At 44.6% G+C, this 24,210-nt stretch carries 25 protein-coding genes and 1 pseudogene; 11 read left to right on the top strand and 15 right to left on the bottom strand.

Annotation, left to right across the window (positions count from 1 at the left end):
• Both B7992_RS14040 and B7992_RS14030 read left to right on the top strand, forming a co-directional pair.
• The coding region (locus B7992_RS14040) for an FISUMP domain-containing protein (RefSeq protein ID WP_141100478.1) at window positions 1-849 on the top strand (849 nt) is incomplete at its 5' end.
• Between the two features lie 492 nt (window positions 850-1,341).
• Window positions 1,342-2,283 carry an Rpn family recombination-promoting nuclease/putative transposase gene (locus tag B7992_RS14030; RefSeq protein ID WP_088666577.1) on the top strand — a complete coding sequence of 314 codons (942 nt, stop codon included), beginning with the start codon at window positions 1,342-1,344 and terminating at the stop codon, window positions 2,281-2,283.
• Window positions 2,284-2,379: 96 nt separating this feature from the next.
• Here B7992_RS14030 and B7992_RS14025 read toward each other — a convergent pair whose 3' ends face one another.
• The gene (locus tag B7992_RS14025; RefSeq protein ID WP_088666580.1) at window positions 2,380-3,411 is read right to left on the bottom strand and encodes an alpha/beta hydrolase; all 1,032 of its coding nucleotides are present in this window, start codon (window positions 3,409-3,411) and stop codon (window positions 2,380-2,382) included.
• 431 nt (window positions 3,412-3,842) lie between these two features.
• Here B7992_RS14025 and B7992_RS14020 point away from each other — a divergent pair, with 431 nt between their 5' ends.
• From B7992_RS14020 to B7992_RS17305, 3 genes are read left to right on the top strand one after another with little or no spacing between them, the layout of a single operon-like run.
• Window positions 3,843-4,196: a cyclophilin-like fold protein gene (locus tag B7992_RS14020; RefSeq protein WP_176421953.1), complete on the top strand. Its 354-nt coding sequence runs from the start codon at window positions 3,843-3,845 to the stop codon at window positions 4,194-4,196.
• Window positions 4,197-4,227: 31 nt separating this feature from the next.
• Entirely contained in the window at window positions 4,228-4,764 is a 537-nt protein-coding gene (locus tag B7992_RS14015; RefSeq protein WP_073161580.1) for a flavodoxin family protein, read from the top strand.
• Window positions 4,764-5,327, top strand: coding sequence for a sugar O-acetyltransferase (locus B7992_RS17305; protein ID WP_088666575.1), 564 nt, complete (start codon window positions 4,764-4,766; stop codon window positions 5,325-5,327). Before B7992_RS14015 ends, B7992_RS17305 begins: the two co-directional genes overlap by 1 nt.
• Before the next feature lie 231 nt (window positions 5,328-5,558).
• On the opposite strand, the gene B7992_RS14005 is transcribed toward B7992_RS17305, so the two are convergent.
• The 14 genes and pseudogenes from B7992_RS14005 to B7992_RS13940 form a co-directional block, all read right to left on the bottom strand.
• Window positions 5,559-6,308, bottom strand: a complete 750-nt coding sequence (locus B7992_RS14005; RefSeq protein WP_073161578.1) for a DUF3800 domain-containing protein — start codon at window positions 6,306-6,308, stop codon at window positions 5,559-5,561.
• Between the two features lie 116 nt (window positions 6,309-6,424).
• A complete protein-coding gene (locus B7992_RS14000) occupies window positions 6,425-7,645 on the bottom strand; it encodes a Wadjet anti-phage system protein JetD domain-containing protein (RefSeq protein ID WP_088666574.1) in 1,221 nt (406 codons plus the stop codon).
• Window positions 7,642-10,881, bottom strand: a complete 3,240-nt coding sequence (locus B7992_RS13995; protein ID WP_088666573.1) for an SbcC/MukB-like Walker B domain-containing protein — start codon at window positions 10,879-10,881, stop codon at window positions 7,642-7,644. Before B7992_RS13995 ends, B7992_RS14000 begins: the two co-directional genes overlap by 4 nt.
• 2 nt (window positions 10,882-10,883) lie before the next feature.
• Window positions 10,884-11,537, bottom strand: coding sequence for a DUF4194 domain-containing protein (locus B7992_RS13990; RefSeq protein ID WP_073161575.1), 654 nt, complete (start codon window positions 11,535-11,537; stop codon window positions 10,884-10,886).
• Window positions 11,524-12,927 carry a Wadjet anti-phage system protein JetA family protein gene (locus tag B7992_RS13985; RefSeq protein ID WP_088666572.1) on the bottom strand — a complete coding sequence of 468 codons (1,404 nt, stop codon included), beginning with the start codon at window positions 12,925-12,927 and terminating at the stop codon, window positions 11,524-11,526. The genes B7992_RS13990 and B7992_RS13985 overlap by 14 nt, the downstream gene beginning before the upstream one ends.
• A 156-nt stretch (window positions 12,928-13,083) precedes the next feature.
• Window positions 13,084-14,040, bottom strand: a pseudogene (locus tag B7992_RS17225) (amidohydrolase family protein).
• A 173-nt stretch (window positions 14,041-14,213) separates the two neighbouring features.
• The gene (locus tag B7992_RS13975) at window positions 14,214-14,834 is read right to left on the bottom strand and encodes a flavodoxin family protein (RefSeq protein ID WP_088666571.1); all 621 of its coding nucleotides are present in this window, start codon (window positions 14,832-14,834) and stop codon (window positions 14,214-14,216) included.
• Window positions 14,835-14,849: 15 nt separating this feature from the next.
• Entirely contained in the window at window positions 14,850-15,728 is an 879-nt protein-coding gene (gene tatC / locus B7992_RS13970; protein ID WP_088666570.1) for a twin-arginine translocase subunit TatC, read from the bottom strand.
• Window positions 15,729-15,863: 135 nt separating this feature from the next.
• The gene (locus tag B7992_RS13965) at window positions 15,864-16,073 is read right to left on the bottom strand and encodes a twin-arginine translocase TatA/TatE family subunit (RefSeq protein WP_073157447.1); all 210 of its coding nucleotides are present in this window, start codon (window positions 16,071-16,073) and stop codon (window positions 15,864-15,866) included.
• A 42-nt stretch (window positions 16,074-16,115) separates the two neighbouring features.
• Window positions 16,116-17,105, bottom strand: a complete 990-nt coding sequence (locus B7992_RS13960; RefSeq protein WP_073233333.1) for a DUF362 domain-containing protein — start codon at window positions 17,103-17,105, stop codon at window positions 16,116-16,118.
• 13 nt (window positions 17,106-17,118) lie between these two features.
• Window positions 17,119-18,126: a DUF362 domain-containing protein gene (locus B7992_RS13955; protein ID WP_073157449.1), complete on the bottom strand. Its 1,008-nt coding sequence runs from the start codon at window positions 18,124-18,126 to the stop codon at window positions 17,119-17,121.
• Entirely contained in the window at window positions 18,127-18,426 is a 300-nt protein-coding gene (locus B7992_RS13950; protein ID WP_088666569.1) for a hypothetical protein, read from the bottom strand.
• Window positions 18,426-18,821 carry a hypothetical protein gene (locus B7992_RS13945; protein ID WP_088666568.1) on the bottom strand — a complete coding sequence of 132 codons (396 nt, stop codon included), beginning with the start codon at window positions 18,819-18,821 and terminating at the stop codon, window positions 18,426-18,428. The genes B7992_RS13950 and B7992_RS13945 overlap by 1 nt, the downstream gene beginning before the upstream one ends.
• A 148-nt stretch (window positions 18,822-18,969) precedes the next feature.
• Window positions 18,970-19,470 (bottom strand): hypothetical protein, encoded by a 501-nt coding sequence (locus B7992_RS13940; RefSeq protein WP_176421952.1) that lies wholly within the window; start codon window positions 19,468-19,470, stop codon window positions 18,970-18,972.
• Between the two features lie 235 nt (window positions 19,471-19,705).
• On the opposite strand from B7992_RS13940, the gene larB reads away from it, so the two are divergent.
• The 6 genes from larB to B7992_RS13910 all read left to right on the top strand — a co-directional run bounded on the left by larB (window position 19,706) and on the right by B7992_RS13910 (window position 23,872).
• The gene (larB, locus tag B7992_RS13935; RefSeq protein WP_083541899.1) at window positions 19,706-20,455 is read left to right on the top strand and encodes a nickel pincer cofactor biosynthesis protein LarB; all 750 of its coding nucleotides are present in this window, start codon (window positions 19,706-19,708) and stop codon (window positions 20,453-20,455) included.
• A gap of 57 nt (window positions 20,456-20,512) precedes the next feature.
• The gene (gene larC, locus B7992_RS13930) at window positions 20,513-21,856 is read left to right on the top strand and encodes a nickel pincer cofactor biosynthesis protein LarC (protein WP_088666566.1); all 1,344 of its coding nucleotides are present in this window, start codon (window positions 20,513-20,515) and stop codon (window positions 21,854-21,856) included.
• 90 nt (window positions 21,857-21,946) lie between these two features.
• Window positions 21,947-22,852 carry an ATP-dependent sacrificial sulfur transferase LarE gene (locus B7992_RS13925; protein ID WP_088666565.1) on the top strand — a complete coding sequence of 302 codons (906 nt, stop codon included), beginning with the start codon at window positions 21,947-21,949 and terminating at the stop codon, window positions 22,850-22,852.
• 114 nt (window positions 22,853-22,966) lie between these two features.
• Entirely contained in the window at window positions 22,967-23,185 is a 219-nt protein-coding gene (locus tag B7992_RS17460; RefSeq protein ID WP_073283332.1) for a DUF3791 domain-containing protein, read from the top strand.
• The gene (locus B7992_RS13915) at window positions 23,182-23,670 is read left to right on the top strand and encodes a DUF3990 domain-containing protein (protein ID WP_073283334.1); all 489 of its coding nucleotides are present in this window, start codon (window positions 23,182-23,184) and stop codon (window positions 23,668-23,670) included. The genes B7992_RS17460 and B7992_RS13915 overlap by 4 nt, the downstream gene beginning before the upstream one ends.
• Entirely contained in the window at window positions 23,663-23,872 is a 210-nt protein-coding gene (locus tag B7992_RS13910) for a hypothetical protein (protein ID WP_073283337.1), read from the top strand. The genes B7992_RS13915 and B7992_RS13910 overlap by 8 nt, the downstream gene beginning before the upstream one ends.
• Window positions 23,873-24,210: the final 338 nt, after the last annotated feature.

The following is a 24,210-nucleotide window of genomic DNA, read 5'->3' as shown; positions in this document are numbered from 1 at the left end:
TCTTCTGTCATTTCCGACCCCGATCGGGAATCTAGTAGTTCCTCGGTAAAATCCAGCAGCAGCTCGGCTAAGTCCAGTTCCTCGGTGAACTCGTCATCAAGTATCAAATCTAGCAGCAGTTCTTCTGTGAAACAATCAAGTTCTAGTTCAAATGTTACTCAATCGTCAAGCAGTATTGTAAAAGGGGAGTACTTTAATCCAAGTCTCTCATATAGTGAGTTTGAAGACGATAGAAACCATCGTGTTTACAAGTATTTGACTATTGCAGGGGAAAATCAAAAAGGTGAACGCGCTTCCGTTACCGTTATGGCTGAAAACTTGAATATTGGCGAAATGATTGATGGAACGTTGAATCAGTCTAACGAATCTAAAATTGAAAAATACTGCTATAATAACGATACTGCTATTTGTTTGACTTATGGTGGACTTTACCAGTGGGCCGAAATGATGGGGTTCAACGATAGTTGTAATACCAAGAGTTGCGGTCATCTGATTCAAGAAAAACATCGTGGGATTTGCCCGGATGGATGGAGACTTTTAACTTATGATGATATATATGTGATTGTGCATGCTGATGGTAATAAAAATGGTGTTTCTGATCTTCGGGCAACATTCTTTGGTGGCTTGAATTATAGTGGATACACCTTGATTGGTGCTGGTTTAAGGAAAAATGGCGAATTTAATGGTTTGAATACAAGTACATATTGGTTCTATCCTATAGAAAATGCACAATATGCTTATAGAGCTAAAAGTAATTCGATGTGGAAAGATGATGATAAGCCGGGAATTGATATGGCAAACCAAGATAAATCATCGGGTGTTTCTGTACGCTGTGTGATGGTTGAATAATTCAATCGGAGCCTAGACAGAGACTGCTTTGCGTTATACAACTATTGAGGTCGATATGTCTAAAAAAACAGCAAGGAAAATTTGCTCGTGATGACTGCAAAATCGGCATCCATCAACAGCGCAAGATTTGCATAGACACTCCGACGGAAGCCGACATGAAAGCCTTCAAGAAAAACATCCCTGTCGGTTCCACATCGCTTTTGCGTTAGGCCCCGCAGCCCGCATGGGGTCGGACTCGCGCGGCGCTTGCCTTGTGCAGTTGCAGGTCGCGCGAGGCTGAACGAACGACTCGCATCGCGAGTCGATAGCGCAAGAGGGCCGGCCCGCCAGGGCAACGCCCAAAACATCGCCCCCTGTCGCCTATAGTTTGCAAAGTGAAATTTTTTTGCGCCACCGCCTTGACACCGTCCAAACTTTTGTATAAATTTAGTAGTGAACAAAAGAACACTAATCAAGCCGTCGCTTTTTTAGCATGTAGCGACCGGAGGAAGAATGAATAGAAGCCAATTCTGGGCCATGGCCCGCGATCTCAAGGAACATCCTGAGAATCTCCCCAAGTATCGTGAAATCTATAGGAATGTCTATCCGTTCAGCGATGGCATTTTTAAGATGCTGATGGCGAGCGAAGGCAAGCCGGAGCGAACGATCAAGTTTTTGAACGCCATGCTCGGGCTCACTGGGAACAAGTCGATTACGAAGTTCACCCTGGGCGTCCAGGAACAGCCCGGCGTAATGGACAACAAGACCAACATTTTTGACATTTACGGATACAATCAGGCGAATGAACCCGTGGTCATCGAGGTGCAGCAGAATTTCAACACCCTGTTCATGGACCGTCTGGTTTATTACACTTCTCGCATCGTGAATAACCAGGTGAAGAAAAACAAGAGTTACGAGCTGCCGCATATCTATGTGCTTTCTCTGCTTGTGGATGACCAGTTCCCGCTGGAGCCTGACACTTATTTTCATCAGTGCCAGGTAATGCGGAACCGTAAATATCCATTCAAGAAGATTGATGTATTTCTTGTGGAAATGTCGAAGTTTTTCCGCATGGACGACCGTCTGCAAGAAGAAAATCGCCGGGAAGCCCGTGATGTGTCGCCCCGCGCAGAAATGCTGCGGCTCTTTCGCGATGTGTTGGAAGACAAGACCATCGACGAGGAAAAAGCGGGAAATCTCCTTGACGAAGACTTCGCAAAAGATGTATCTTTTGTGGGGTACACCGATGAACTTTTACTCCTGGAGGTAGATAACATGACAGACATGCTTTACGAAAAGCAGGGCTCCTACCTGCAGGGAAAAGAAGAAGGTCTTTCCCAGGGGCGCGACGAAGAAAAGCGCGAACTCGCCAAGGGATTCCGTGATGATGGTTTTCCGTTAGAGGCAATCGCCAAGCGAACGGGCCTCACTCCCGAAGAAATCAAGGCACTGTAAAAACCTTTTGCATTCCGTCACCAATCCAATAGCAAAAAGACCACGCCATCATAGGCGCAGTCTTTATTGCGTATTTCAGTCGCAGCAACCCGCTAATTACTTCAAGTTGGTCTTGAAGAATTCGTCAAGCTTTGCAAAGGGAATCTTTTCCATATTGTCGTAAAGATCCACGTGAGATGCGCCAGGAATTACCAAAAGTTCCTTGTTGGAAGGATTCGGGTTTGCCTTGATGCCTGCGGCGGGATTGCCTTCAACCATGTACTTGTAAGCGTCCTTTCCGAAGTAGAAGGAATGAGCCTTGTCGCCGTGCATCACGAGAACTGCGGAGCGAATTTCGTTGGTGTAACGGAGGAATCGGGCGTTGGCATAAGCCTGGGTGCCTGTTGCATTCCAACCATCGTTGGAATTGCCAGAACGCTTGTGGTAACCGCGAGGAGTCTTGTAGTAAGCGTAGTAATCCTTCACGAAGTAGGGTGCATCATCCGGAAGCGGGTCCACAACGCCACCGGCACGCAGGTAGGAGCCAGCAGCACGATCCTTTACACGCTGGGCTGCGAGAGCCTTGCGGCCTTCATAGCGAACTTCTTCATTGTCGCCAGAATCGAAGTAACCGTTGCCGCCCACGCGGGTCATGTCATACATGGTGCTTGCCACAGTTGCCTTGATGCGGGTGTCAGCGGCAGCAGCGTTCAGGGCGATGCCACCCCAACCGCAAATACCGATAATGCCGATGCGTTCAGCATCCACATTTTCCTGAGCGCCGAGAAAATCTACAGCGGCCATGAAGTCTTCGGTGTTAATGTCCGGAGAAGCCACGCGGCGGGGCATGCCGCTGCTTTCGCCAGTAAAGCTGGGGTCAAATGCGATGGTCAAGTAGCCCTTTTCTGCCATGGTCTGTGCGTAAAGACCGCTGGACTGTTCCTTCACTGCGCCGAAGGGGCCAGAAACAGCGATGGCCGGGAACTTGCCATTTGCAGCAAGGCTTGCATCCTTCGGGATGTACATATCGGCAGCCAAGGTGATGCCGAAATTGTTAGTGAAGGTCACCTTCTTATGATCCACCTTTTCGCTCTTGGGGAAAACCTTGTCCCATTCTTGAGTTAGTTCCAATTTTTCGTTCTGTGCCATAGCGGTCTCGTTTGCGGAGTAGCTGATAGTTGCGTTTGCAGCCTTTGCGGAAGCCTGGTTTGCGTCGCTCTTGTCGCAGCAGGCGGTGAAAGCGGTTGCCACAGAGATTACTGCGGCAGCGGTAACGATTTTACCTAAGGAAGATTTCTTGAAATTCATTTTCAATCCTATGAAGATGTTTTTGCAAGATACAATTTAGAACCAAAAAACACAATAAGCAAATACTTAATTTTTATGCTTTGCTATGCTTTTTAGGCATAACAGTATATAAAATCAAAGTATTTGCTATTTCAACAAAACCGCGCTATATTTGTAACATGAAAAATTTGTTGAATTTTATTTTTGCAGGTCTATTGCTTCTGCCTTTATATGCCTGCGCCGATTCCGGGTCAAACGCGGAACAAGGTTCAAATGAGGTTTCGGTTGTCGAAATGAACAAAATCAAAATCACCATCGGCTCCCAGGAATTCATTGCCACCCTAGCAGTCAACGCCACCGCGCAAAGTTTCAAGGAAAAACTTCCCCTGACAATTTCCATGACGGAACTCCACGGCAACGAATACTATGTCTATTTGGATTCCGGTTTCAAGACAACAAGCTTCGTTCCCGACTCTATCAAGAAAGGCGACATCAAGGTTTATGGTTCCGACTGCCTCGTCTTTTTCTACGAGACCTTCAGCAATCCAGGCTACAGCTACAGCGACATCGGAGCATTCGAAAATCCTGACGGTTTAAAGGACGCCCTGAAATCCGGCGCCAAGAAAATCACAATCCAAAGTCTTTAATTCGCTCAGCATTTTTTATGGAGACACGCAAATGAAAAAGGTTCTCGTTATTTCTTCCAGCCTCCGCAAAGGAAGCAACTCCGACATTCTGGCCAAGGAATTTGCCAAGGGTGCAAAGGACGCCGGCAACGAAGTGGAATACATTTCCCTGCAGGGAAAGAACATTGCATTTTGCCGCGGTTGCCTCGCCTGCCAAAAGAAGGGCAAGTGCGTCATCAAGGACGACGCCAACGAAATCACCGAAAAGATGAAGAACGCCGAAGTCATCGCCTTCGCAACGCCCATCTATTACTACGAAATGTGCGGTCAGCTGAAAACCATGCTGGACCGCGCTAATTCCCTTTACATTAGCGAATACAAGTTCCGCGAAATCTACCTGCTAGCCACCGCCGCAGAAAATGAAAAGACCACCCCGAAGAACGCCATAAACGGAATCAAGGGTTGGATTGCCTGTTTCGACAATGTCAAGCTGAAGGGAACTGTTTTCGCCAGCGCCTCCGAGCCCAAGGAAACCGCAAGCAACAAGATTGCTCTCGCCGAAGCCTACAAGAAGGGATCTAAGGTCTAATGACTCTGGAAGAATTCAAGAAGGTCATGGCCTCCGGCGCGCGAATCATCGCCGGAAGTGAAACCCATTTGCTTATGCACGAAATGTCCCAGCGGGCCTTGAAAATCACTGCGGAAATCAACACAGGCTATCACGAGCCCGCTGAAATCCGCAAGCTATTTTCGAAACTGATCGGCGAGCCTGTCGATGAATCTTTCGGGCTGTTCCCGCCCTTCAATACGGACTGCGGTAGAAACATCAAAATCGGCAAACGGGTATTCATTAACGCAGGCTGCAAATTTCAGGATCACGGAGGCATCACCATTGACGACGGAGCCCTCATCGGTCACAACGTCGTTCTCGCCACATTGAATCACGCCCCCGAACCCGAACACCGCGGAGATATGTACCCCAAGCCCATCCACATCGGAAAAAACGTGTGGATCGGTTCCAACGCCACCATTCTTCCGGGCGTCACCATCGGCGACGGCGCCATTGTCGCGGCAGGAGCCGTAGTAAACAAAAACGTCGCCCCCAACACGGTGGTAGGCGGCGTTCCTGCGAAAGTGATTAAGGAAGTGTAGTACTTGAAATCAAGAACATCGTGGAGAATCTGGCTAGCTCAGCGGCGATACCGATCGCATTTTGCGACCAGTTCGTCGAATTCATTCTTGTTCAGCCGAATCATGAATTCTTCGGGGTTGACTTTTAACTAAAATTTTGTTAGATTACAGTTATTGGGTCCTAATAAGGTGAAAGCGGGCTTCATGCCATGCGTTTCGAAAGAAACCTAGCCTTATACAAGGGTCCATTTTTTATTTTACCATGGGATTCTTAGAAGAATAATACTTGAAATCAAGAATGTCGTGGACAATCTTGATTTTATCTTTCAAGTAATTATAGAATCGATATTCTTTTTTTTCATAAACACGCTGAATGGTCCAAAGAACATAGTCGGATGCCTGCAGCAAAGGTATTTCTGACGCTTGCTGAATAAAAATCCTTATTGAATTTTTGTTCTCGTAATGCCATTTGCTGCTGAAAGCATCAATTGCAGAATCAATGGCGCTTTGCATAGTGTCCTTGCGAACAACATTTCCCAATGAAGAAAAATAACAGTCAATTTCAGAATATAGGTGCAAACGATTTTCAAGCAGATTTTTAACCGCGTACTTGTAAATTTCTGTATTCTTGAATTCAAAACGCTTTCTGAAGAATTCCTCCCTTTTTTGGAGGACTACACAATAATAGGTAAAATCCAGATTTTTAAGCAAACGGAAAACCCTATCGCGAACTTCAGGGCAATCCTTTGCCGCATGAAAAGCGACTTTTGTTTTTTCCATAGAAGGAATTTCCCGTAAAAGTTCATCTTCACAAATTTCTTTATGCAAAGCGTTTAAAGACTTGGTTAGTCCCTTAGGATTCTTTGTTTCTAGGTAACCTACCATAAAAACCTTGCTTGCAACTCCACTTTCAACAAGGTTCACCCCATGATGACCCAGAATATTTGGATCCCCTGCCTCATCAAAATAATAATAGGCTTTCACATTCTCAGTTTCTTTCATATCGCAGAAATATACCTATTTTATTTGTTTCAAGCAAGACGGTCAAGGCTTTGCTAGTTTCAGCTAGAACAATCGCCAACACAAATAAAGTAGTATTCTTTAGCGATTTTCCATTGTTACTTTTCATTCCAACTGATGATTTCTTGTTCCAACTTTACATTGTTATCCAACATATACTGAACTGTTTCAACATACTTTCCGGATTTAATCAGGCCGTCCGCTTTAACTGTATCGTTCTCTACAAGCGTCTTACAATACCTTTCGTATTTCTTGAGCTGTTCAACGCCCATACAGAATGGTTGAAAGTCAATACCTGTTTTGTACTTAAGATTTTCTAATATCAAAAGTCCATCGGGATCTATATCACCAAAGTGGTAGAATTCCAATGTTTCATTTTGATTTTTAATTAGCTGAATAAATTTTCGTTTTGCAGTATTATGGTAGCCACTCAAATACACGAAGAAAGAATTATCATGTTGGACACGATTGAACGACGTTAAATTTTCAACCGTCATCAACTTTTTTTCAAAAATTTCAATCTTTGTTATTGAGTTCAGAATCGTAGACGGCAACGCAAGCGGTCTATCTCGTAAAACGCTTATAATATCCCCATTATCAAAGATAATCTTCGCATTACCTTTAAAATGCACATATGAAGGATTTGGATAGACGTTTAATTCTTCCAGGATTTTCTTTTCAAATTCTTTGATTTCCGATTCCTGAGAGGCTAGTTCATCAAAACATCCGCTCTCTCGTAATATCTTGCATACTTGTGATCTATAAGACTTTTCCCACACTTTCGAATCATGAGCAACTTCTATGGAAAGCTCTCGTTCAAGAATTTCTTGCTGGTTATTTAAGATATAATCAAGGAACGCTACAATAATCTTTACTGATTCAAGTGGGTATAATTCTTTCTTACCTTGATTGATTCGTTCAATTTGAACATCGCAAAAGTTTTTTATAACAGCATGTTTGTCAAGGCATGATGTGTAAAAATCTAAGGATTCCTGTAAAAGAATCTTTTTCTCCTTTACACCAAGAATATTTCTGAGTTGATTCCAGACATTTTCTTCGTCAATAGCAATGATCTTGGCAATATGATTATCTTTATAAAAGATATCTATCAAACCAGACTGCTGAAGCCCCGCAACCTCTTGCTCAAAGTTCCTAACTTCATCAAGATCAGCAAAATCATCTTCATATTTCTCAAAGATCTTAGATGGTTCTACAGCAAAAGACTGACGAACAGAATTCTCACCTTTATAGCTTTTACTGTTCTCATACTTTTTTAAAAGCTTATCAAGAACAAGTTTTTGTCGCTTGTTTAAATTCATACCGCAGACTTCCTGATACCTTCTTCTGCATAGGTGTATTTACCATCAGAATACAAAGCCACCGTATTATCAATATGGCTACCGATACTGTCTATTTTTTCTGGAGGTGCAGCATAGAATACTTGGAAATGATTTTCCTCCAGGAATTTCACCATCTGCTCAATACGTTCCTTTGACAGGGCGGAGAAAGCTTCATCAATGAACGCTACACGAGCACAATTTTTTTCCTTGGGATAGAACTGCATCAAGCTGGCGGCAAGAATAATGAAGTACGGAGTTTGCTTTTCGCCACCACTTGCAGAGCCTTGCTTCTGAGAAAGGTCCATCTCTTCCCCATTTTTACGTCGGATGCTCATGTCATAAACAAAATAGTTTCTATAGTCAGAATATTCCATTTCATCAGAACCTTGTTGTAGAATATCGTCTAGGAATTTCTGCACATCTGCGTTAAACTTATCCTGAGAAACCTTCATCGGATTGAAAAAATCCTGATTGATATAGCTTTCAAGATTATTACAAATATCAAAGAAAATTTTTCGGTCTGGTCTTTCTTCCATTTTGAATTGATAAAAATCAATACCAAAAGGAATCTTCTTCAGTTCCTTATTGATAATATCAATTTCCTCTCTAGCTTTTTCGATATTTTCCTTTAATTCTGCAATAAAATCATGGAGAAATGCATTGCGGAGCTTTGTGGAGGCGTCTTCAAGCTTGTTTTTTGCCTCATCAAGTTTTGCATTGGCAATATCGCGATATTCTTCACGATAGAACCAGATGTAAGCAACACCACGTTCGTTCAAATCCTTTCCAGCAAGTTTATTGTATTCAAGTTGAATGTTTTCAAGAGTTTTTTCTTTATCATTCAAATCAGATACTGCATTTTTCACCGTCTTCTCAGCAATGACTAAAAAATTGTTTTGCTGTTTCCTCATCTGATCATACTGGTTAAGCATTTCCTGTTCTAGTTCGAGATTTTCTTGTACAAGCTTTTGATAGTCAGCCGTCTTCATGTCTATGCTTTGAATCAAATTTCGAATTGCCAGAGCATTGTTATTTTGGGAAGACTCGTTCTTTCCCAAATCTCTTTCTAAACGCGACCTTTCACGATCGAATTCATCGACTTTCTTCTCTGCCATTTCAATTTCTTGCATAGCGCGTAGCATTTCTGGGCTATTCTTAAGAATTTCGATTTCATTTACAATCTGTCCAAGTCTACCATTCAATAGCCTTATTTTTTCTACAGCCTCGAAATCATATTCATCGGGATCCCACTCAATGTTACCACACAAGCGTAGCAAATCGCTTAATTCGTTGATTTGCTCAGTAAGATTACGCAACTTTGCAAAGTGCTGTTCCCTTTCACTCTCTCTTTTTTTCAAAAGTATTTCAACAGCTTTTTCGCCTAAACAAGGATCAACATCATTAATTTTCATCATAGATGCTGCATAACTCTTTGCTAGCATGCCGTCTTTCATTAATCCACCCTTTGGGTAATCATGAAGTTCTTCGATGGTATGGCAAAGATGAATTCCATTCAGCAAATAATTGGCGTACTTTCGAGCCGCTTTATTCTTGATTTCAAGAATTTCTGCAGCAGAATCTTTTTCAATGTCACTATCCGGAATTTTATCAGACAAAACCACATTTGCATTTGTGAGTTTTTTTTCTTTAAGGATTCTCAGAGCGACATCGCAATATTCGTCATCAACAATCAAGAAATAACGTTTACGGCCAAGGAACGTTTCAATAGCCAAGCGCCAGCTTTCATCCTTGATTTCCTCCACTAATTCGGCAAAAAAGCGAACTTCAGACTTTATGGAGCGGCTGTTAAATTCTTCCTGGATAGAGCATTTTGCATTTTCAGCATCTTTTGGGAAAATAACTTTCTTAGCCTGCAAATCCTTGATATTCCGTTCAATCTCAGCAAGAGTTTTCTTACACTCATCTCTTCTATCTTCTAAACGAACCTTATTTGCAGTATACTCTTCACTAACAGTTTGAATTTGATTTCCTAATTCAATAAATTGAGTCTGCTTTTCAGAAGCATCAATTCCATCTTCCGCTAGATTCTTAAGTATTTCTTGAGATTCTTTAGAAACCGAAATGTCATTTTCAATTTGAGGAAGCAATTGTGTAATGGCAACCTGAAGATTTTTTAGAGCCGCAATAGAGGTTTCACATTCCTTAATCTTTTCTTTGCACTTCTTCAACTCTTCATTTTTACTACCTAGCGAATCACTAAGGGTTCTATTGGAATCCTTAACTTTAGTACGACTTTCGCGTACGGTTTCTAATTCAGTTTCAACAGTTTTCTTCTGTGACTCCAATTGTCCCTGTTCAAGTACTAGCGTCTTCGACAGAAGCTCGCGCTTTTCCAAATCCTGTTTATCTTTCTGAAGATACTGATAGCTATACATCATCTTACGAATATTCATGTATTTCAACTGTTTTTCGTAAGCCGTAGTTGCAACTTCAATTTTTTCTAGAAGTTCCTTACGTTTTTTGTTATTCTCCAGCATTTGAAGTGCTTCAGTATAATGGTTTTTCTGTTCTCTTAAAGACTGCAAAGAGTTAACGTCGTTCTGAACGAGTACAGAGTCCTTCACAAACTTTTCAACATTCTTTTCCGGCTTGAAAGCCATCATCTTTAAGATTTTTTCGACGTACTTCTTAAAGTCTCCATCACTTATTCGAAGGCCTAAAGCTCTTGCAATTGCAGGTTTGGCCTTTTCTCGGCCAAGCATCTCCGAAGCCTTTACAGGAATCCCCTTTCTAATAAGATTCTTTCCGCTAGCAATGCTTAATCTTCCATTTTCAACAGATCTAAAGTTAAAATCCTCGATTTTAGCATTCTGGAAGATAAACCATTTTGATTCCGCAGAATCCTGTGCAGACCGGGATTCAATATTCACTCCAACGACAAAATCGCCTTCTGTAGGAGAATTGAATTCCATGACAATATAACTGACAACGGCATCTTTTCTAAGATATCGATCAGAACCATTTGTCTTACGGTCGCCATGGATATAAGCATTTACCGTTCGTTCTTTGTCATCGGCAGCACGATTAAACTGAGTATTTGCAAACAACAAATAAGACATGGCATCAAGAATTGTAGTCTTTCCTGTGCCATTAACACCCGTAAATAGGGTTGAACTACCTAATTCAATGCAAACATTCTGAAAACAAGACCAGTTTAATAGAAGAAGTTTCTTTGCGGTTTTACGGAATTCCATGATTATTCCTCCTCCCCTTCTGCATCAAAGTTATCTTCTACAACATCTTCGTTTTGAGGACCGGCATTCAACATTTTTTCGCGAACACCAGCGACAAATGTGGCGAATTCAGATTCATCTAAAGCGAATTGAATCGACGGATAAAGAACAATCACACGTTCATTATCCGCAGCATTCCAATTGACAAAAATCAAATTATATCTTGCAAAAAGTTGCAACGCTGTTTTAAGATTGCTCTTAATATCAAAAGCACCCTTAAACTCAAACTTCTCCAATTCCGCATTCAGTTCTGGGAAAGTCGTCGTAATTTGCTTGGAAAGTGATCCTGATTGAATCTTGTCCATATACAAGGTCCACAAACAGCAAAGAATGATGCTCTGGAATTTATTGAATTTTTGCTTTGAAACAACAACATCGGAGCTGTCATTTTGGAGCATCACAACCCCATTATCCTTCACAATAATATCAAAGCCAATCAAGTTAAGATAATCCGAGAATAGTCCTTCATTCGATTTAACAAAGAAGAACATCTTGCGGTTATCTTCATCCATATCGCGGACAATGAAGGTTTCTTTCAAAAGACGGCGGCAACATTTTTTGAACAATAATTGTTCCGAGGAAGTAAGGTCATCCCACATTTCATTAATTGTTGACATTTTTCTTTGCCCTCCAATGTCGAACCTTAAATTCTTCTGATTCAATAAAATCTTCGTCGGTTTCTACCAAATAACCATTATCGCGAGCGTAAGTCACAGCTGCCATAGACGCAAGAACATCTTTTTTTTCATTCAATCGAAGATTAGAACTGTCAATCTTTCCATTAATTGATTGCTTTTCTAGGAATTTCGCCATTAATTCCTTGGAATACGGATTATGCGATTCCTTCTGCAATTGAATTTTTTGACGTTCACGCTCTTCTACACTCATTTCGACAAGGTCAGTCTCAATATTCGATTGAGCACTTTGGTTTTTATGCGGATAGTGCAGCGATGATCTGTCTATAAATTCATAATCATGAATATGGAAGAGATACTGAATTTCATCATCTATCTTGTTCAGTTTGTCGTCTTCTAGATTCTGGACCAAATAGCGAACCGTTTCTTCAACATTTCCACGATTATCCCGGCCTTTATTTCGAAGAATTCGTTCACGAGCAACGGCAATCTTGATATACGCATTAATCTGATCCTTAATGCGTTTCATAATCTTGTTGTAATCGTCATGGAGAAAACGTCTGGTGCTATCAAGCATCCTTAAAACTTTTTCTTCAGCAAAGGCTCTTGTGCAACCGTCTTCATCCATGACACTTTGGGTAAGAGATCCAAAATAACCAAGACCTTTAAATTCTTCTAACCGTCTGGATATTTTCTCACGATAGAGATGGATATTTTGTTGCTGAACAAGACGAGAATATTCCTTAATAAAGTCCCCATCGCAATATTTGATAATATTTTCAGTCAAACTGACCAGGGTTCCTTCACGGAGCATTCCTTCAATAATTTTTTTTATGGACGTAGCGAGTTTCTTCAGAGCCGAAGATAGTTTGCGAGCTTCTTCATACACGGGGGTCAAAATCAATTTATAAGGATTTTGTTCGCCTTGAGCCCAATGCTCCAAAGTATTATAAATTGTGTAGATGGAAACTGAAAATTCAGAGCGAACAGGATTCTTTAGATTTTCAATAAATTGAGCCAAGGCAAGACCGTTATCCGTCATCACAATGGTCTTTTCCAAGGAGGAATCGTCAGTTTCTTCTTCTAGCCAACCAGCATCCACAAAACGCCGAATAATAAAATTAGCGTTACCATTCCAATCAGATTCTACAGGAGACACTGAAGAATCATCTTCCTTGATTTCAATATGGTTTTCTAGTAAGAAAGCAGCAATCATATCACGGACGATATCACGCGCGATTCTATACGAAATTTCATCTTCAAAAAGACCATATATTTTCAGTAAAAGTTCTGAATATACAGCCCTGTTGGGGTTGCGACGACCAAGAATTGTGAAGAAGTCTGCTGGAATTATGTCAAAAACACTGTGCACAACCTAAATATAATCCATTTCTGCTGTCACTTTGTGTCAAATTGGAATATTCCTTCGCTTTTATAACTTTTATGTATAACGAAAACGAAAAACATCCGAAGATGTTGTTCGGATTTAAAGAGATGAAACCGAACCAGAATATCAAATAAAAATCAATTATTCCCCAAACAAACTCTGCGCATTTTTGTACAGGACCTGTTCTACATTTTGAGGAACAATTTCTTGCAGGTTTTTCTTTAGAATAGACAAGTTCTTTATCAGAACCGGTTCTGCGACGTAGGGATAATCCGTTCCATAAAGCAGATGGTCGGGGGTGGTAATTGTCAAAAGTTCACGAATGGTTTCTGGAGTTGCAGCCCCTGCCAAATCGTAGTAGAAAGCTTCCAAATTCTTGGCAATATCAACGCCCTTCAAATACCCAACGTTATTCATGACGGGCATCAGGCTTTGCATGCGAGGCACGGCCAGCGGCAAGAAAGAACCGCAGTGGGGCACCACGATTTTCAACTTCGGGAACCGAACCGTAATGTTGTGGCCCACCATATTCAACACCGCCCGAGAGGTTTCCGCCAGATATTCGTAGGAAGCCAGCGGCACAACAGAAGTCAATTCCTTATTTACGGCAGAAGGCTTGTGAGGGTGGGAAATGATAACCGCCCCACGTTCATTCAGCACCTTCATAAGTGGGTCAAGCGCGGGATCTCCCAAATAAAGCCCGCGGCTATTAGAGGCTAGCTAAACGCCATCGGCGTGCAAGGTGTCAAGAGCATAAATGGCTTCGCGAATAGCTGCATCGACATCAGGCAATGGCAAGGTGACACAGAAAAGGAATCGGCCTTTATGTATAGCCTTCACTTCAGCCATTTCCTCATTTATTTTGCGGATCAGCTGAGCGCTTTCAACGCTGTCACCAAGCCAAGGTTGCGGCGCAGGCAATGTTAAAACGGAAGTCTGTATGCCGGCGGCATCCATAAACTTGATATGCTTTTCAAGACTCCACTGGGGAATGGGAAAATCTTCATCAAGAAGGGCGTCATGTTTTACCAGATAATCACGATAGGATTTCGGAATCATGTGTGAATGGGTATCGATGGGCTTCTGAGCGTAAGTCATATTTGCAAGAATAAAGATTGGCAGGATTTTCAGTAAAAGCTTTTTCATACCCTCCAATATAACATCTAGAGTTAACTCAAGGTCAAGGGGTAAGACGCAAAAAAATCGCCTCGCATTTTCAGCGGGTGACTTTTCAAAAAATGAATCTATGTGCTAGGGCGAAAAGTTGAATCTTATCGCACAAAGTTCATGGGCTGCCAATCTTCTTTGGCTGGTTTTTCGGCGGTGCCGGTGGCGAACTTCTTCAGCATGAATGCCATGTTGTTTGCCAGAGTGCGCATGGTCTGCATGCCTTCTGTATCCTGGGCGGATTCCGCTTCGGCACGGCCGTAGGCGATGTTCCAGTACTGGGAAGTAACGACAGGCATGTTCAGCATCTGGAATGGCATTTGCAAAGTCTGGAACGCAGCAGTTGCACCACCGCGGCGGCAGCAGCAAACAGCGGCGGCGGGCTTGCCCTGGAAATGAGCGCCGGCAGCGTAAGCCATGCGCTGGATCAGGGAAAGTACGGAACCGTTGGGCTGGCCCCAGTAAACAGGAGAACCCACAATCAGAGCGTCGCTGGTTTCCATCTTGGCGATGACTTCGTTACAGATGTCTTCGTCAAAGGCACAGCGGCAATTACCCTTGGTCTTGCAGACGTTGCAGGCGATGCAACCGCGAACAGCCTTATTGCCGATCCATACGATTTCGCTTTCGATGCCGTTCTTCTTCAATTGTTCCGCCGCCTCGTTCAAAGCGGTAAAAGTGTTGCCATTCTTGCGGGGACTTCCGTTAATCAATAAAACTTTCATTTTGTTACCTCAATTTTAAAATGGTTTCCAGTCGTTGGCGTTCCGTTCAGTTCCAACTTGATACGGAGAAGATGCCTTCGTAAAGTCTACATCATCCTGGGAATCTTGGGTGCTGCGCGATTCCTGAGTTTTCGGTTCCACACGGATAGGAGAATTTTCTTCGCCACACTCCTTGAACTGTTCGCCTTTATACTTTCGTGCGGCAAGCAGGCCTGCTTCGAAAAGCAAGTAAGTGGGAGCGCCCAGAATCAGCTGGCTGATAATATCCGGAGGAGTCAGCAGTGCCGCCAGTAAAAGGATTGCTACAACCACATAAGGGCGGGCGTGGCAAACAGTTTCGTAATAGACAACGCCGGAACGAATCAAGGCGTACGTCACCAGCGGGAACTGGAACATACATCCAAATGCAAGGGAAAGCCACAGCGCCAAGGTAACGATGTTTTCTACGCCAAAAATCGGCTGCAGGGTTTCGCTTTCGAAACTCATGCCGAAGCGCACCACCAGCGGGAAGCAAATTCCCAGGCAGAACACCACGCCCGAAATAAAAAGCCCGCTGGTCATCCACACAATAGAACGGACAAACTTCCGCTCATTTTCGTAAAGGCCCGGCAGCACGAACTTCCACAAGTTCCAGGCAATGTACGGAGAACAGATGATGCAATCCATAAGTGCCGCGATTTTTAGCTGCAGCAGGAATACTTCCATTGGGGAAAAGTAATGGAGTGTGGCGCCGCTCTGGGCCACAAGTTCTGCGCTGAACCAGTCAAGAACATAGGACGACAACAAAAACATCGGGATAATCCCGATGCCTAGCGCTACAAAACAGTGAATCAGCGCCGTACGCAAGGCCTCCAAGTGAGAGACCAACGTCTGTTCCTGATCTTCTTTTTTCATGTAGGTATGAGCTCGGTGCTACGCACCTTTGAGGTATGAGGCCGGCGATTCTCGCCTTTGAGGTTCATTTTTTCCACCTCAAGGAGGCAAAGCCTCCGTCCCTCACAGCTCAAAGCGAAGCGACCTCAAAGGGCTTTAGCCCTGTTCCTTTTTCGCTTCAGCTTCGCCGACTTTTTCCACAGTTTTCTGCAGGTCTTCAGCTTCTTCCTTCAGGGCGTCCTTTGCCTTCTTGTATTCGTGCTGGGCACGGCCAAGAGAGCGGGCCAGTTCAGGAATGCGCTTGCCACCGAACAGCAGCAAAACCACAACAACAATCAGGATGATTTCTGGAATTCCAAGAGACATGGGAACCTCAACGCTTTATAAAAATTTCCGTTCAATGGAAAGTTACAAAACTTCCACCAACTTGTACTTACGAGAACCCATCTTATGGTGTTCCATAGCGTCAAGCTGATGCAAGCCTTCGCGACTTTCAATACGTTCCTTCAGGTCGGCAAGTTCCTTAGGCGGAAGCTTGTACACCATGTCGATGCTAGCCTGGTCCACTGCAAGAATGTCGGTAGATGCAAGGATACCGATATCGCGGCAGGTAGGTTCTGCAGCACTGGTGCCTGCACAGTCGCAGTCCACGGACATACGGCGCAGCACGTTGATGAAGCACATTTTGCCCTTGAAATGATCGCAGGTTGCCTTGGCGGAGTCGCCCATCAGTTCCATGAACTTGGCGCCCATAATCCAATCGGCAGAAGAATTTACATCGGATGTATTCAAGTGGACTTCACGCTTACCAATCTGACCGCCTGCACAACCGATGGCAATGTTTTTCATGGAGCCGCCGAAACCACCCATGGCATGACCCTTGAAATGGGTAAACACCACCATGGAATCGTAGTTCAGCATGTGCTTACCTACATGCAATTCCTTGAGCCAGTAACCGTCCTTCACAGGAATGGGAGTTTCGCCATCTTCGTCCATAATGTCGACGACCGTGAACTTGGTAAAGCCATTGACTTCAAGAGCCTTGCGGTGGTCTGCAGTAGTATAACGTCCACCCTGGTAAAGAGTGTTGGTCTCTACGATAGTGCTGTTAGGAATAGCCTTCTGCAAGGCTTCGTCCCATTCGCGAGGAATAATGTTCGGGCCGTTAGGTTCGCCAGTGTGGAGCTTGATGGCCACCTTGCCAGAGATGTTCTGCTTCACCTTTTCGTAAAGTTTCAGAACGCCAGCGGCACTGAGATCCTTGGTAAAATAGACGGTAGACACCTTGTCCTCCTTGGAGTTTTTCGCGGGAGCAGCGTTAGCGGCGTTTGCAGCACTTGCAAGACCAGCCACAGCAACGGCACCCGCAGAAGCCTTCAGAAAATCACGACGATCCATAACGGCCTTCTTATTAGAGCTCAATAATACGATACTTGCGGTTGCCCATCTTCAGAGCTTCCATGGCAGGGAGCTGATGCAAGCCTTCGCGAGTTTCGATACGTTCCTTGATATCCTTCAGTTCGCCAATGGGCAGCTTGTAAACCATGTCTACGCTGGCCTGGTCCACAGCGAGAATATCGGTGGAAGCAAGGATACCGATGTCGCGGCAAGTGGGTTCAGCAGCGCCAACGCCAGCACAGTCGCAGTCCACGGACATACGGCGCAGCACATTGATAAAGCACATCTTGCCCTTAAAGTGATTGACGGTTGCCTTGCCGGATTCAGCCATGGCTTCCATGAAGCGCTTGCCGCTGTTGCTCCACTTGGGGTAAAGTTCCGGCTTTGCATTGTAATCCGGATCTTCCATCTTTTCGTGAATCATCTTCTTGCCCACATTGGCGTCGGCACAGCCGATGGCGATGTTCTTGAGGGAACCGCCGAAACCACCCATGGTATGGCCCTTGAAGTGGGTCAGCACCACCATGGAATCGTAATTCACGATATGGCCGCCCATGCTCATTTCCTTAAAGTGCTTGCCGCCAGGAACAGGGAGCATCACCGTACCTTCTTCGTCCATGATGTCCACGGGGCAGAAAGTCCAGCCGTTTACCTTCAAAGTCTCGCGATGCTTTTCGGTAGTATCGCGGTCGCTGGGATGGTAGTAGGTGTTGGTTTCCACAATGTTGGAATTGGGAATCAGGGCCTGCACTGCCTTCACCCATTCGCGGGGCAAAATGTTGGGGCCGTTCTTTTCGCCTGTATGAACCTTGATAGCCACCTTGCCAGAAATATTCTGGTTCACCTTGTTGTACAACTTGATGAGGCCTTCGGCAGAAAGATCCTTGGTGAAGTAAACGTTGGAAACATCCTTGCCGGCTTCCTTCACTTCCTGGTTCTTGGGCTTACCAAAAACGGGTGTAGCCATGGCGCTAATGAGTGCAGCGGAACCTACAGTCTTTATAAAATCACGACGGTCCATTTAAGCCACCTTATGGAAACGACCCTTGGGGTCTTTAATGAGGAGCATGGCAAGCCAAATCACCAGGCCAAATGCCACGGCAGAGAAACCCAGGAAAGCGTCATTCAGCATGTCGCCTGCAGCCGGGGTGAAAAATTCAGCGCGAAGTTCTGCATATTCAAAAATGGCATCCACGAACCACATGAGAGATGCGCCCCAGTACATGTAGCACAAGGGAGAAAGATGCATCTTGTTCTCAACATCGCGGTACCAAAGGGCGGTGCAGAAAATCGCTGCAAAAATGGTTATGAGCAAAGTCATTACTTGTGAGCCTCAACTTCTGCAGGAACAGCCTTATGGAACTTGCTGCGAACAACCATGAGGGCACCCCAAGCGACAGTTACGAGGCCCGCCATGGACGTACCTACGGTAGCGATTTCATGCCACATCTGGCTCATGGCTTCGGGGCTAGAAGCCGCTGTCAAAAACGGATAGAAAGCCTGCAGTTCACCGTGCCAGACATGTTCAAAAGCCAACAGAACAGAACCGCCCCAGAGCATCTTGGAAAGGACCTTCAGATTCTTGCAGACCGTCTGCTTTTTGGTGGCAACCTGAAGTTCACCAGCCTGCTTGGCGGACTTGTCCGTGTGTTCCAAAACGATGGTGGTGACGGTGGTAACGATGGCTTCAGCCATGGGGGCAACAAAACAGCACATAAGTACTCCTGTATTAAAATATTTATCACTTGAAATATAATACCTAGAGTCAACTCTAATGCAAGAACTTTTTCTAAAAAAAAGTCTAAACCCTCAAAAAATTAGGTTAGACCCATCATCTACGATACACCAAAAGTTAAAATAAGCATTATAATCGAAGATATTCAGCAAGGCAGCTAGAACGTCTTTCCTTCCAACTGTTTTGCTCAATATCGAACTCCAAAATCAAAGGCTCAGAATCTTCATTATCTTTGTAGATTACCAATTTCAATCGAGTTTCATCTCCGATAATTTTTTGCTGTACAAATATTCCCGCTCCAAGGACAGTCTCCCTAGTGTAGATATTTGCAGAATCAATTACAACTTCTTCTTGCCCTTTAAAAAACGTCCCCGTTACTTTTTTGGGGAGAGTCTTTCCATATTTGGTACTATCCAAATAAACTTGGATCATTTCAAAGTACCTTTCCAAAATTCCCTCCGAATTCAGGTCTATGTTTCCCCCAGTAATATCGGCAACCTTCACAAAGGTACTGTCGAACTTGACTATTTTCGATCTTTTCTCCACAAATATATAATAACTCTTGGCGTGACCACAATTTCCGCAATTCCACAAAAACAAGCAAGTAATGATTAGTAGTATTTTTTTCATGATCAATCAACTATGAGCCACGGAAGAATGTCAAATTGCAATATGAAAAATATAGTTATTTCCATAGCCCAATTTTTCATAGTTAGGGGTAGCCTCATAGCACCCAATTACATTTGCGACAAACATTTTATTAGACTTTATTCTACTAGGTAGTAGGACCGAAAAAAATCATTTTATGCAAAAAAGATTTTTTATCTCTTGTGTTAGAGTAAACTCTAGATTGTATATTTAGGGTATGAAAGATGAAAAGTTTGACGATATCGGTTTTGCAAAGCTGGATGTAAGCCGCGAGAACCGAACCGGTACCAGCGAGGCCATTTTCTGCCCCGGCAAGACTAAGGAACAGCTGTTAAAGATTCTTGAAACCTTCGTCAAAAACGGGTGTTCTGTACTGGGGACAAAATGCACTAAGGAACAAGCTAATTTTGTACAAGAAATGTTGAATGGCACGCCTGGTAAAAGCGGGGCTACGGACGCACCGGCAATTCGTTACGACGAGACTTCCAGAATCTTGACCATGAAGGTTAAGAGGACCGCAAAAAGATCTGCGAATGCGAAAGTCGCGAGAGCAGGCCGTTCACTTAAAGATTCCGTAGCCGTATGTTGTGCAGGAACCGCCGACTTGCCCATCGCCGAAGAAGCCGCCCAGACCGCAGAATTTTTCGGAGCCAAGGTTGAGCGCCACTTTGACGTAGGCATCGCAGGCATTCACCGACTTCTTTCAAAGATGGATGAAATCCGCAAGGCCGATGTCATTATTGCTGTCGCAGGCATGGAAGGCGCATTGGCAGGCGTTATCGCAGGACTTACAAAAGCCCCCGTGATTGCAGTTCCAACCTCTGTTGGCTACGGAGCATCCTTCAACGGACTGAGCCCGCTTTTGACCATGCTGAACACATGCGCAGAAGGGGTTTCCGTAGTGAACATCGACAACGGTTATGGCGCCGCCGTCAGTGCAGTGAGAATGTTACGCATCAAAAAGTAAAACACAGACGAATCAAAAATTTCAATGCGACTGAGAGCGCCGCGGACTTGAAGAATTATGAAATATCTTTATCTTGATGGATCTTGTGGTATCAGCGGAGACATGACCGTTGCCGCCTTGCTGGACTTAGGCGCATCCCGCGAAAGACTGGAGTCCGCCATTCATGCCATGCACCTGGAAGGAATGCATTGTCATATTGAAAGGGGCAATTCCTACAGCATCGCAGGGATGAACTTTGATGTTCATGTCCACACCCATCACGGTGAAGAAAGCGCCGACCACATAGATGCTCACGAAGAAGGTTACGTGGAATATCACCACGAGCATAATCACGAGCACCATCATGATCATTGCGAAGGGTATCATCACGAACATGGTCATCACCATGAGCACCGCCACCTGGCAGAAGTTTACCACATTCTAGAACATGCTGCTGGACATTGCGCAGAACACAATCCTGCCGCACCCGCATTTTCTAGCAACGCCCTGGACATCTCCAAGAAAATTTTCCGCATTATCGCCGAGGCCGAAGCCAAAGCCCACGGTGTCGCAGTAGAGGACGTTCACTTCCACGAAGTTGGTGCCATCGATTCCATCGTCGACATTATGGCGGTGGCCGTTCTTGTTGACGACCTGCGAGAAAATTTTGGCATTGAAAAGTGCGTGGTGACAGGGCTTAACGAAGGCTTCGGATTTGTGCAAACTCAACACGGAATGCTCCCCATTCCCGTTCCCGCTGTGGCAAGCATTGCAGAAGCCGCAGGCATTGCCCTCCACGTTACCGACACCAAGGGCGAGATGGTCACCCCCACAGGCATCGGCGTTGTGGCCGCACTACGCACCAGCGAAAAGCTTCCGGAACAGTACAAGATTTTAAAGACAGGCATCGGCCTTGGAAAGCGAGATTTCGGAAGAGCCAATTTCCTGCGGGCACAGATTATTGAAGATGTTGAAGTTCGCGACGCAGATGGCGAAAATATTTTCATGATTGAATGCAACATCGATGATCAAAGTCCCGAGGAATTGGGGCTCGCCATGGAAAAGATTTTTGAAGCCGGCGCAAGAGACGTTCATTACGTTCCCTGCTACATGAAGAAGAACCGCCCCGCAGTGATCCTGCGAGTCCTGACCGATAGCGAAAAGATGCCCCAGGTAGAAACCGCCATCTTCCGCCACACAACGACAGTTGGCCTCAGGCGTTATCCCGTAAGCCGCACCTGCATGAACCGCAGTTTCGCAGACATTGCAACACCTTACGGAACCGTCACCGTCAAGAAATGTGAGCTGGGCGACATTGTGAAGTACAAGCCGGAGTTCGATAGCGTCAAGAAAGTTGCAGACCAAGCAGGCGTCACCTACCGCGAAGTTTCCGACGCCGCCAAGGCAAACGCAAAATTCTAAAGTTTAAAGTATCAGCAACGTTTTTATAAATCGCAGCCTACACACAACTTGCAGCCCGCGCAGTTCTTAAAAGTCGCAAAAAAGGGTCTCATGAATCTACAAGAAAAGAAAGAACGTCTTCAGGAAATTCTCCGCAGCTATGGCAAAGTGGCCATAGCCTATTCCAGCGGCGTAGACTCCACGTTCCTTCTGAAAGTAGCTCACAATACCTTAGGCGATAACGCCATCGCCATTACGGTAAAATCCCATCTGGTTCCCGCCGCAGAAATGGACGAAGCGGAAGCATTCTGCAAACGCGAAAATATTCGCCACCAATTCATCATTCACGACGAAATGTCCGTGCCGGGATTCGCAGAAAATCCGCCTAACCGCTGCTACATCTGCAAAAGGCAAATTTTTTCTGCCGTCATCGAAACCGCCCGCAAAATGTTCGGCGCAGGTCTCTCCAGCGAGAACGAAAACTCAGCAAAATCATACGCAGAGTTAAAGAATCAGAGCGTAAACTTCGTCGTCTGCGAAGGCAGCAATAAGGACGACGAAGGGGATTACCGCCCCGGCATGAAAGCCATCGCAGAACTTTCCGTCAAGAGCCCCCTGCGAGAAGCCTGCCTCACCAAGGCAGAAATCCGCGAACTCTCCCGGGAACTTAACCTCCCCACCGCAAGCAAGCCCTCATTCGCCTGCCTCGCCAGCCGCATACCCTACGGTCAAATCATTACAAGACTAAAATTGCAGTTGGTCGAAACCGCCGAAAAATTCCTGCAGGATTTAGGTTTCGTGCAATACAGAGTGCGCTGCCGCGAGGCCTCCCCCGCAACCTCCCTTACTGCTTCCATCGAACTTCTCCCCGAGCAATTCAATCTGTTTAAAACAAATCAAGAACTTATCATCCAGACTCTCAAAAACCTCGGCTTCGCAGAAGTTCGTCTCGACGAAAAAGGCTACCGCACCGGCAGCCTGAATGAAGCTCTAGGAATTAAGCACCCAGTCCCATAATCACAAGCCCCCTCCCCGACGCCTCTCACCGGCATCGGGGATTTTTTATTTTCAAGCCCTTTCATATCCAAAGCCCACTCCTTTTTCATTTTATTTTTTGTTATCTTATGAGATATGTGTACCGCAAAGGAACTAGAATTCTCTGTTTTTGTCATTCATAAGTTGGCCTCTGCCTGGGGAAAAACTCCAGCGGAGGTTTATGCAGTTTTGAACGATACGAAAATTCTAGACGACTATTTAATCCCCTGTTACGACACATTACACACGATGGGATCCGAAGCTGTCACGGCTGAACTGACAGACTTTGCTCGTGAACGCGGGGTTGCCGTATGATAGTCTATCATGGTTCCACAAAAATCATTGAAAAACCGCAAATCGGTTTTTCTAAAAAATATCTTGATTTCGGCGAAGGGTTTTATGTCACCACATTTCAGAAACAAGCCGAAAAATGGGCAAAGCGCAAGGCTCTTCGTTATGGTGAAAAAGCTTTCGTAAACGTCTATGACATGAGTGAATCTTTTGAACCTTTAAAAAGCCTAAACTTTGATTCCGCTGATGAAAAGTGGCTAGATTTCGTTTGCGCCTGTCGCCGTGGTGAAAATCTTAATCAGACTTTTGACATCATTTGCGGGAATGTGGCTGACGATGATGTGTTCAAGACGATTGACATGTACTTTCGTGGTCTATGGGACAAAGAAAAAACTTTAGCCGAGCTTCGCTATTTTCAACAAAACAACCAGATCTGTTTTGTGACACAGCTTGCAATTGATTCTCTTTTAAAATTCAATCGAAGCTATGAGGTAAAAGTAGATGGATAACAAAATCCTCACAGCCTTATATCGCGAGAACCTTGAGGAAGATATCATCAAGGAAGTTGCCGCATTGAAGAACATACCTTTAAGAGATGCAATGGCCCTGTACTATACAAGCAACTTGGCAAAGCAGATTGAACAAGGCATGTACGGGATTGACAATCTATCTCCGAAGTATTTAGCAAACGACCTCCTAGAAAACGGCTAATTCTTAAAAAATTTTTCTCTTGACACAATCGTCAGATTTCTGTACTTCACCAAAAGTCCACAAACCGAGCATTTTGTGGATAATTAGGAAAATTTCAAACGCCCTAAAAACTCGCATTCCAGACGGTGATCTTTCTAAAAAAAACAAGAAGTCCCCAAAGCATTTAACTTCGGGGACTTTTGTTTTGCTAGGTTCAGCCGATGCCGAGCGACCTCGGCATGACTTTCGCGACGTTCGCCTTGTTAAGCCTTATGCCTTAACAGTTGTGAAGCTGAATGCCTCTCCGTCAGCGTCGTTAGCTTCGAGGCCATCAGCGGCGGCAGCCCAGGTCAGCTTAA

It is taken from the genome of Fibrobacter sp. UWH1 (genome assembly GCF_002210365.1).
In the GTDB taxonomy this organism is placed as follows: Bacteria; Fibrobacterota; Fibrobacteria; order Fibrobacterales; family Fibrobacteraceae; genus Fibrobacter.
The sequence above is the reverse complement of the archived record's forward strand: the minus strand, read 5'-3'. Positions and strand labels throughout refer to the sequence as shown.

Coding starts and splice junctions, on each gene's coding strand:
- B7992_RS14030 (WP_088666577.1), top strand. CDS start 1,342: ATGAATAGAAGCCAATTCTGGGCCATGGCCCGCGATCTCAAGGAACAT.
- B7992_RS14025 (WP_088666580.1), bottom strand. CDS start 3,411: ATGGCACAGAACGAAAAATTGGAACTAACTCAAGAATGGGACAAGGTT.
- B7992_RS14020 (WP_176421953.1), top strand. CDS start 3,843: ATGAACAAAATCAAAATCACCATCGGCTCCCAGGAATTCATTGCCACC.
- B7992_RS14015 (WP_073161580.1), top strand. CDS start 4,228: ATGAAAAAGGTTCTCGTTATTTCTTCCAGCCTCCGCAAAGGAAGCAAC.
- B7992_RS17305 (WP_088666575.1), top strand. CDS start 4,764: ATGACTCTGGAAGAATTCAAGAAGGTCATGGCCTCCGGCGCGCGAATC.
- B7992_RS14005 (WP_073161578.1), bottom strand. CDS start 6,308: ATGAAAGAAACTGAGAATGTGAAAGCCTATTATTATTTTGATGAGGCA.
- B7992_RS14000 (WP_088666574.1), bottom strand. CDS start 7,645: ATGAATTTAAACAAGCGACAAAAACTTGTTCTTGATAAGCTTTTAAAA.
- B7992_RS13995 (WP_088666573.1), bottom strand. CDS start 10,881: ATGGAATTCCGTAAAACCGCAAAGAAACTTCTTCTATTAAACTGGTCT.
- B7992_RS13990 (WP_073161575.1), bottom strand. CDS start 11,537: ATGTCAACAATTAATGAAATGTGGGATGACCTTACTTCCTCGGAACAA.
- B7992_RS13975 (WP_088666571.1), bottom strand. CDS start 14,834: ATGAAAGTTTTATTGATTAACGGAAGTCCCCGCAAGAATGGCAACACT.
- tatC (WP_088666570.1), bottom strand. CDS start 15,728: ATGAAAAAAGAAGATCAGGAACAGACGTTGGTCTCTCACTTGGAGGCC.
- B7992_RS13965 (WP_073157447.1), bottom strand. CDS start 16,073: ATGTCTCTTGGAATTCCAGAAATCATCCTGATTGTTGTTGTGGTTTTG.
- B7992_RS13960 (WP_073233333.1), bottom strand. CDS start 17,105: ATGGATCGTCGTGATTTTCTGAAGGCTTCTGCGGGTGCCGTTGCTGTG.
- B7992_RS13955 (WP_073157449.1), bottom strand. CDS start 18,126: ATGGACCGTCGTGATTTTATAAAGACTGTAGGTTCCGCTGCACTCATT.
- B7992_RS13950 (WP_088666569.1), bottom strand. CDS start 18,426: ATGACTTTGCTCATAACCATTTTTGCAGCGATTTTCTGCACCGCCCTT.
- B7992_RS13945 (WP_088666568.1), bottom strand. CDS start 18,821: ATGTGCTGTTTTGTTGCCCCCATGGCTGAAGCCATCGTTACCACCGTC.
- B7992_RS13940 (WP_176421952.1), bottom strand. CDS start 19,470: ATGAAAAAAATACTACTAATCATTACTTGCTTGTTTTTGTGGAATTGC.
- larB (WP_083541899.1), top strand. CDS start 19,706: ATGAAAGATGAAAAGTTTGACGATATCGGTTTTGCAAAGCTGGATGTA.
- larC (WP_088666566.1), top strand. CDS start 20,513: ATGAAATATCTTTATCTTGATGGATCTTGTGGTATCAGCGGAGACATG.
- B7992_RS13925 (WP_088666565.1), top strand. CDS start 21,947: ATGAATCTACAAGAAAAGAAAGAACGTCTTCAGGAAATTCTCCGCAGC.
- B7992_RS17460 (WP_073283332.1), top strand. CDS start 22,967: ATGTGTACCGCAAAGGAACTAGAATTCTCTGTTTTTGTCATTCATAAG.
- B7992_RS13915 (WP_073283334.1), top strand. CDS start 23,182: ATGATAGTCTATCATGGTTCCACAAAAATCATTGAAAAACCGCAAATC.
- B7992_RS13910 (WP_073283337.1), top strand. CDS start 23,663: ATGGATAACAAAATCCTCACAGCCTTATATCGCGAGAACCTTGAGGAA.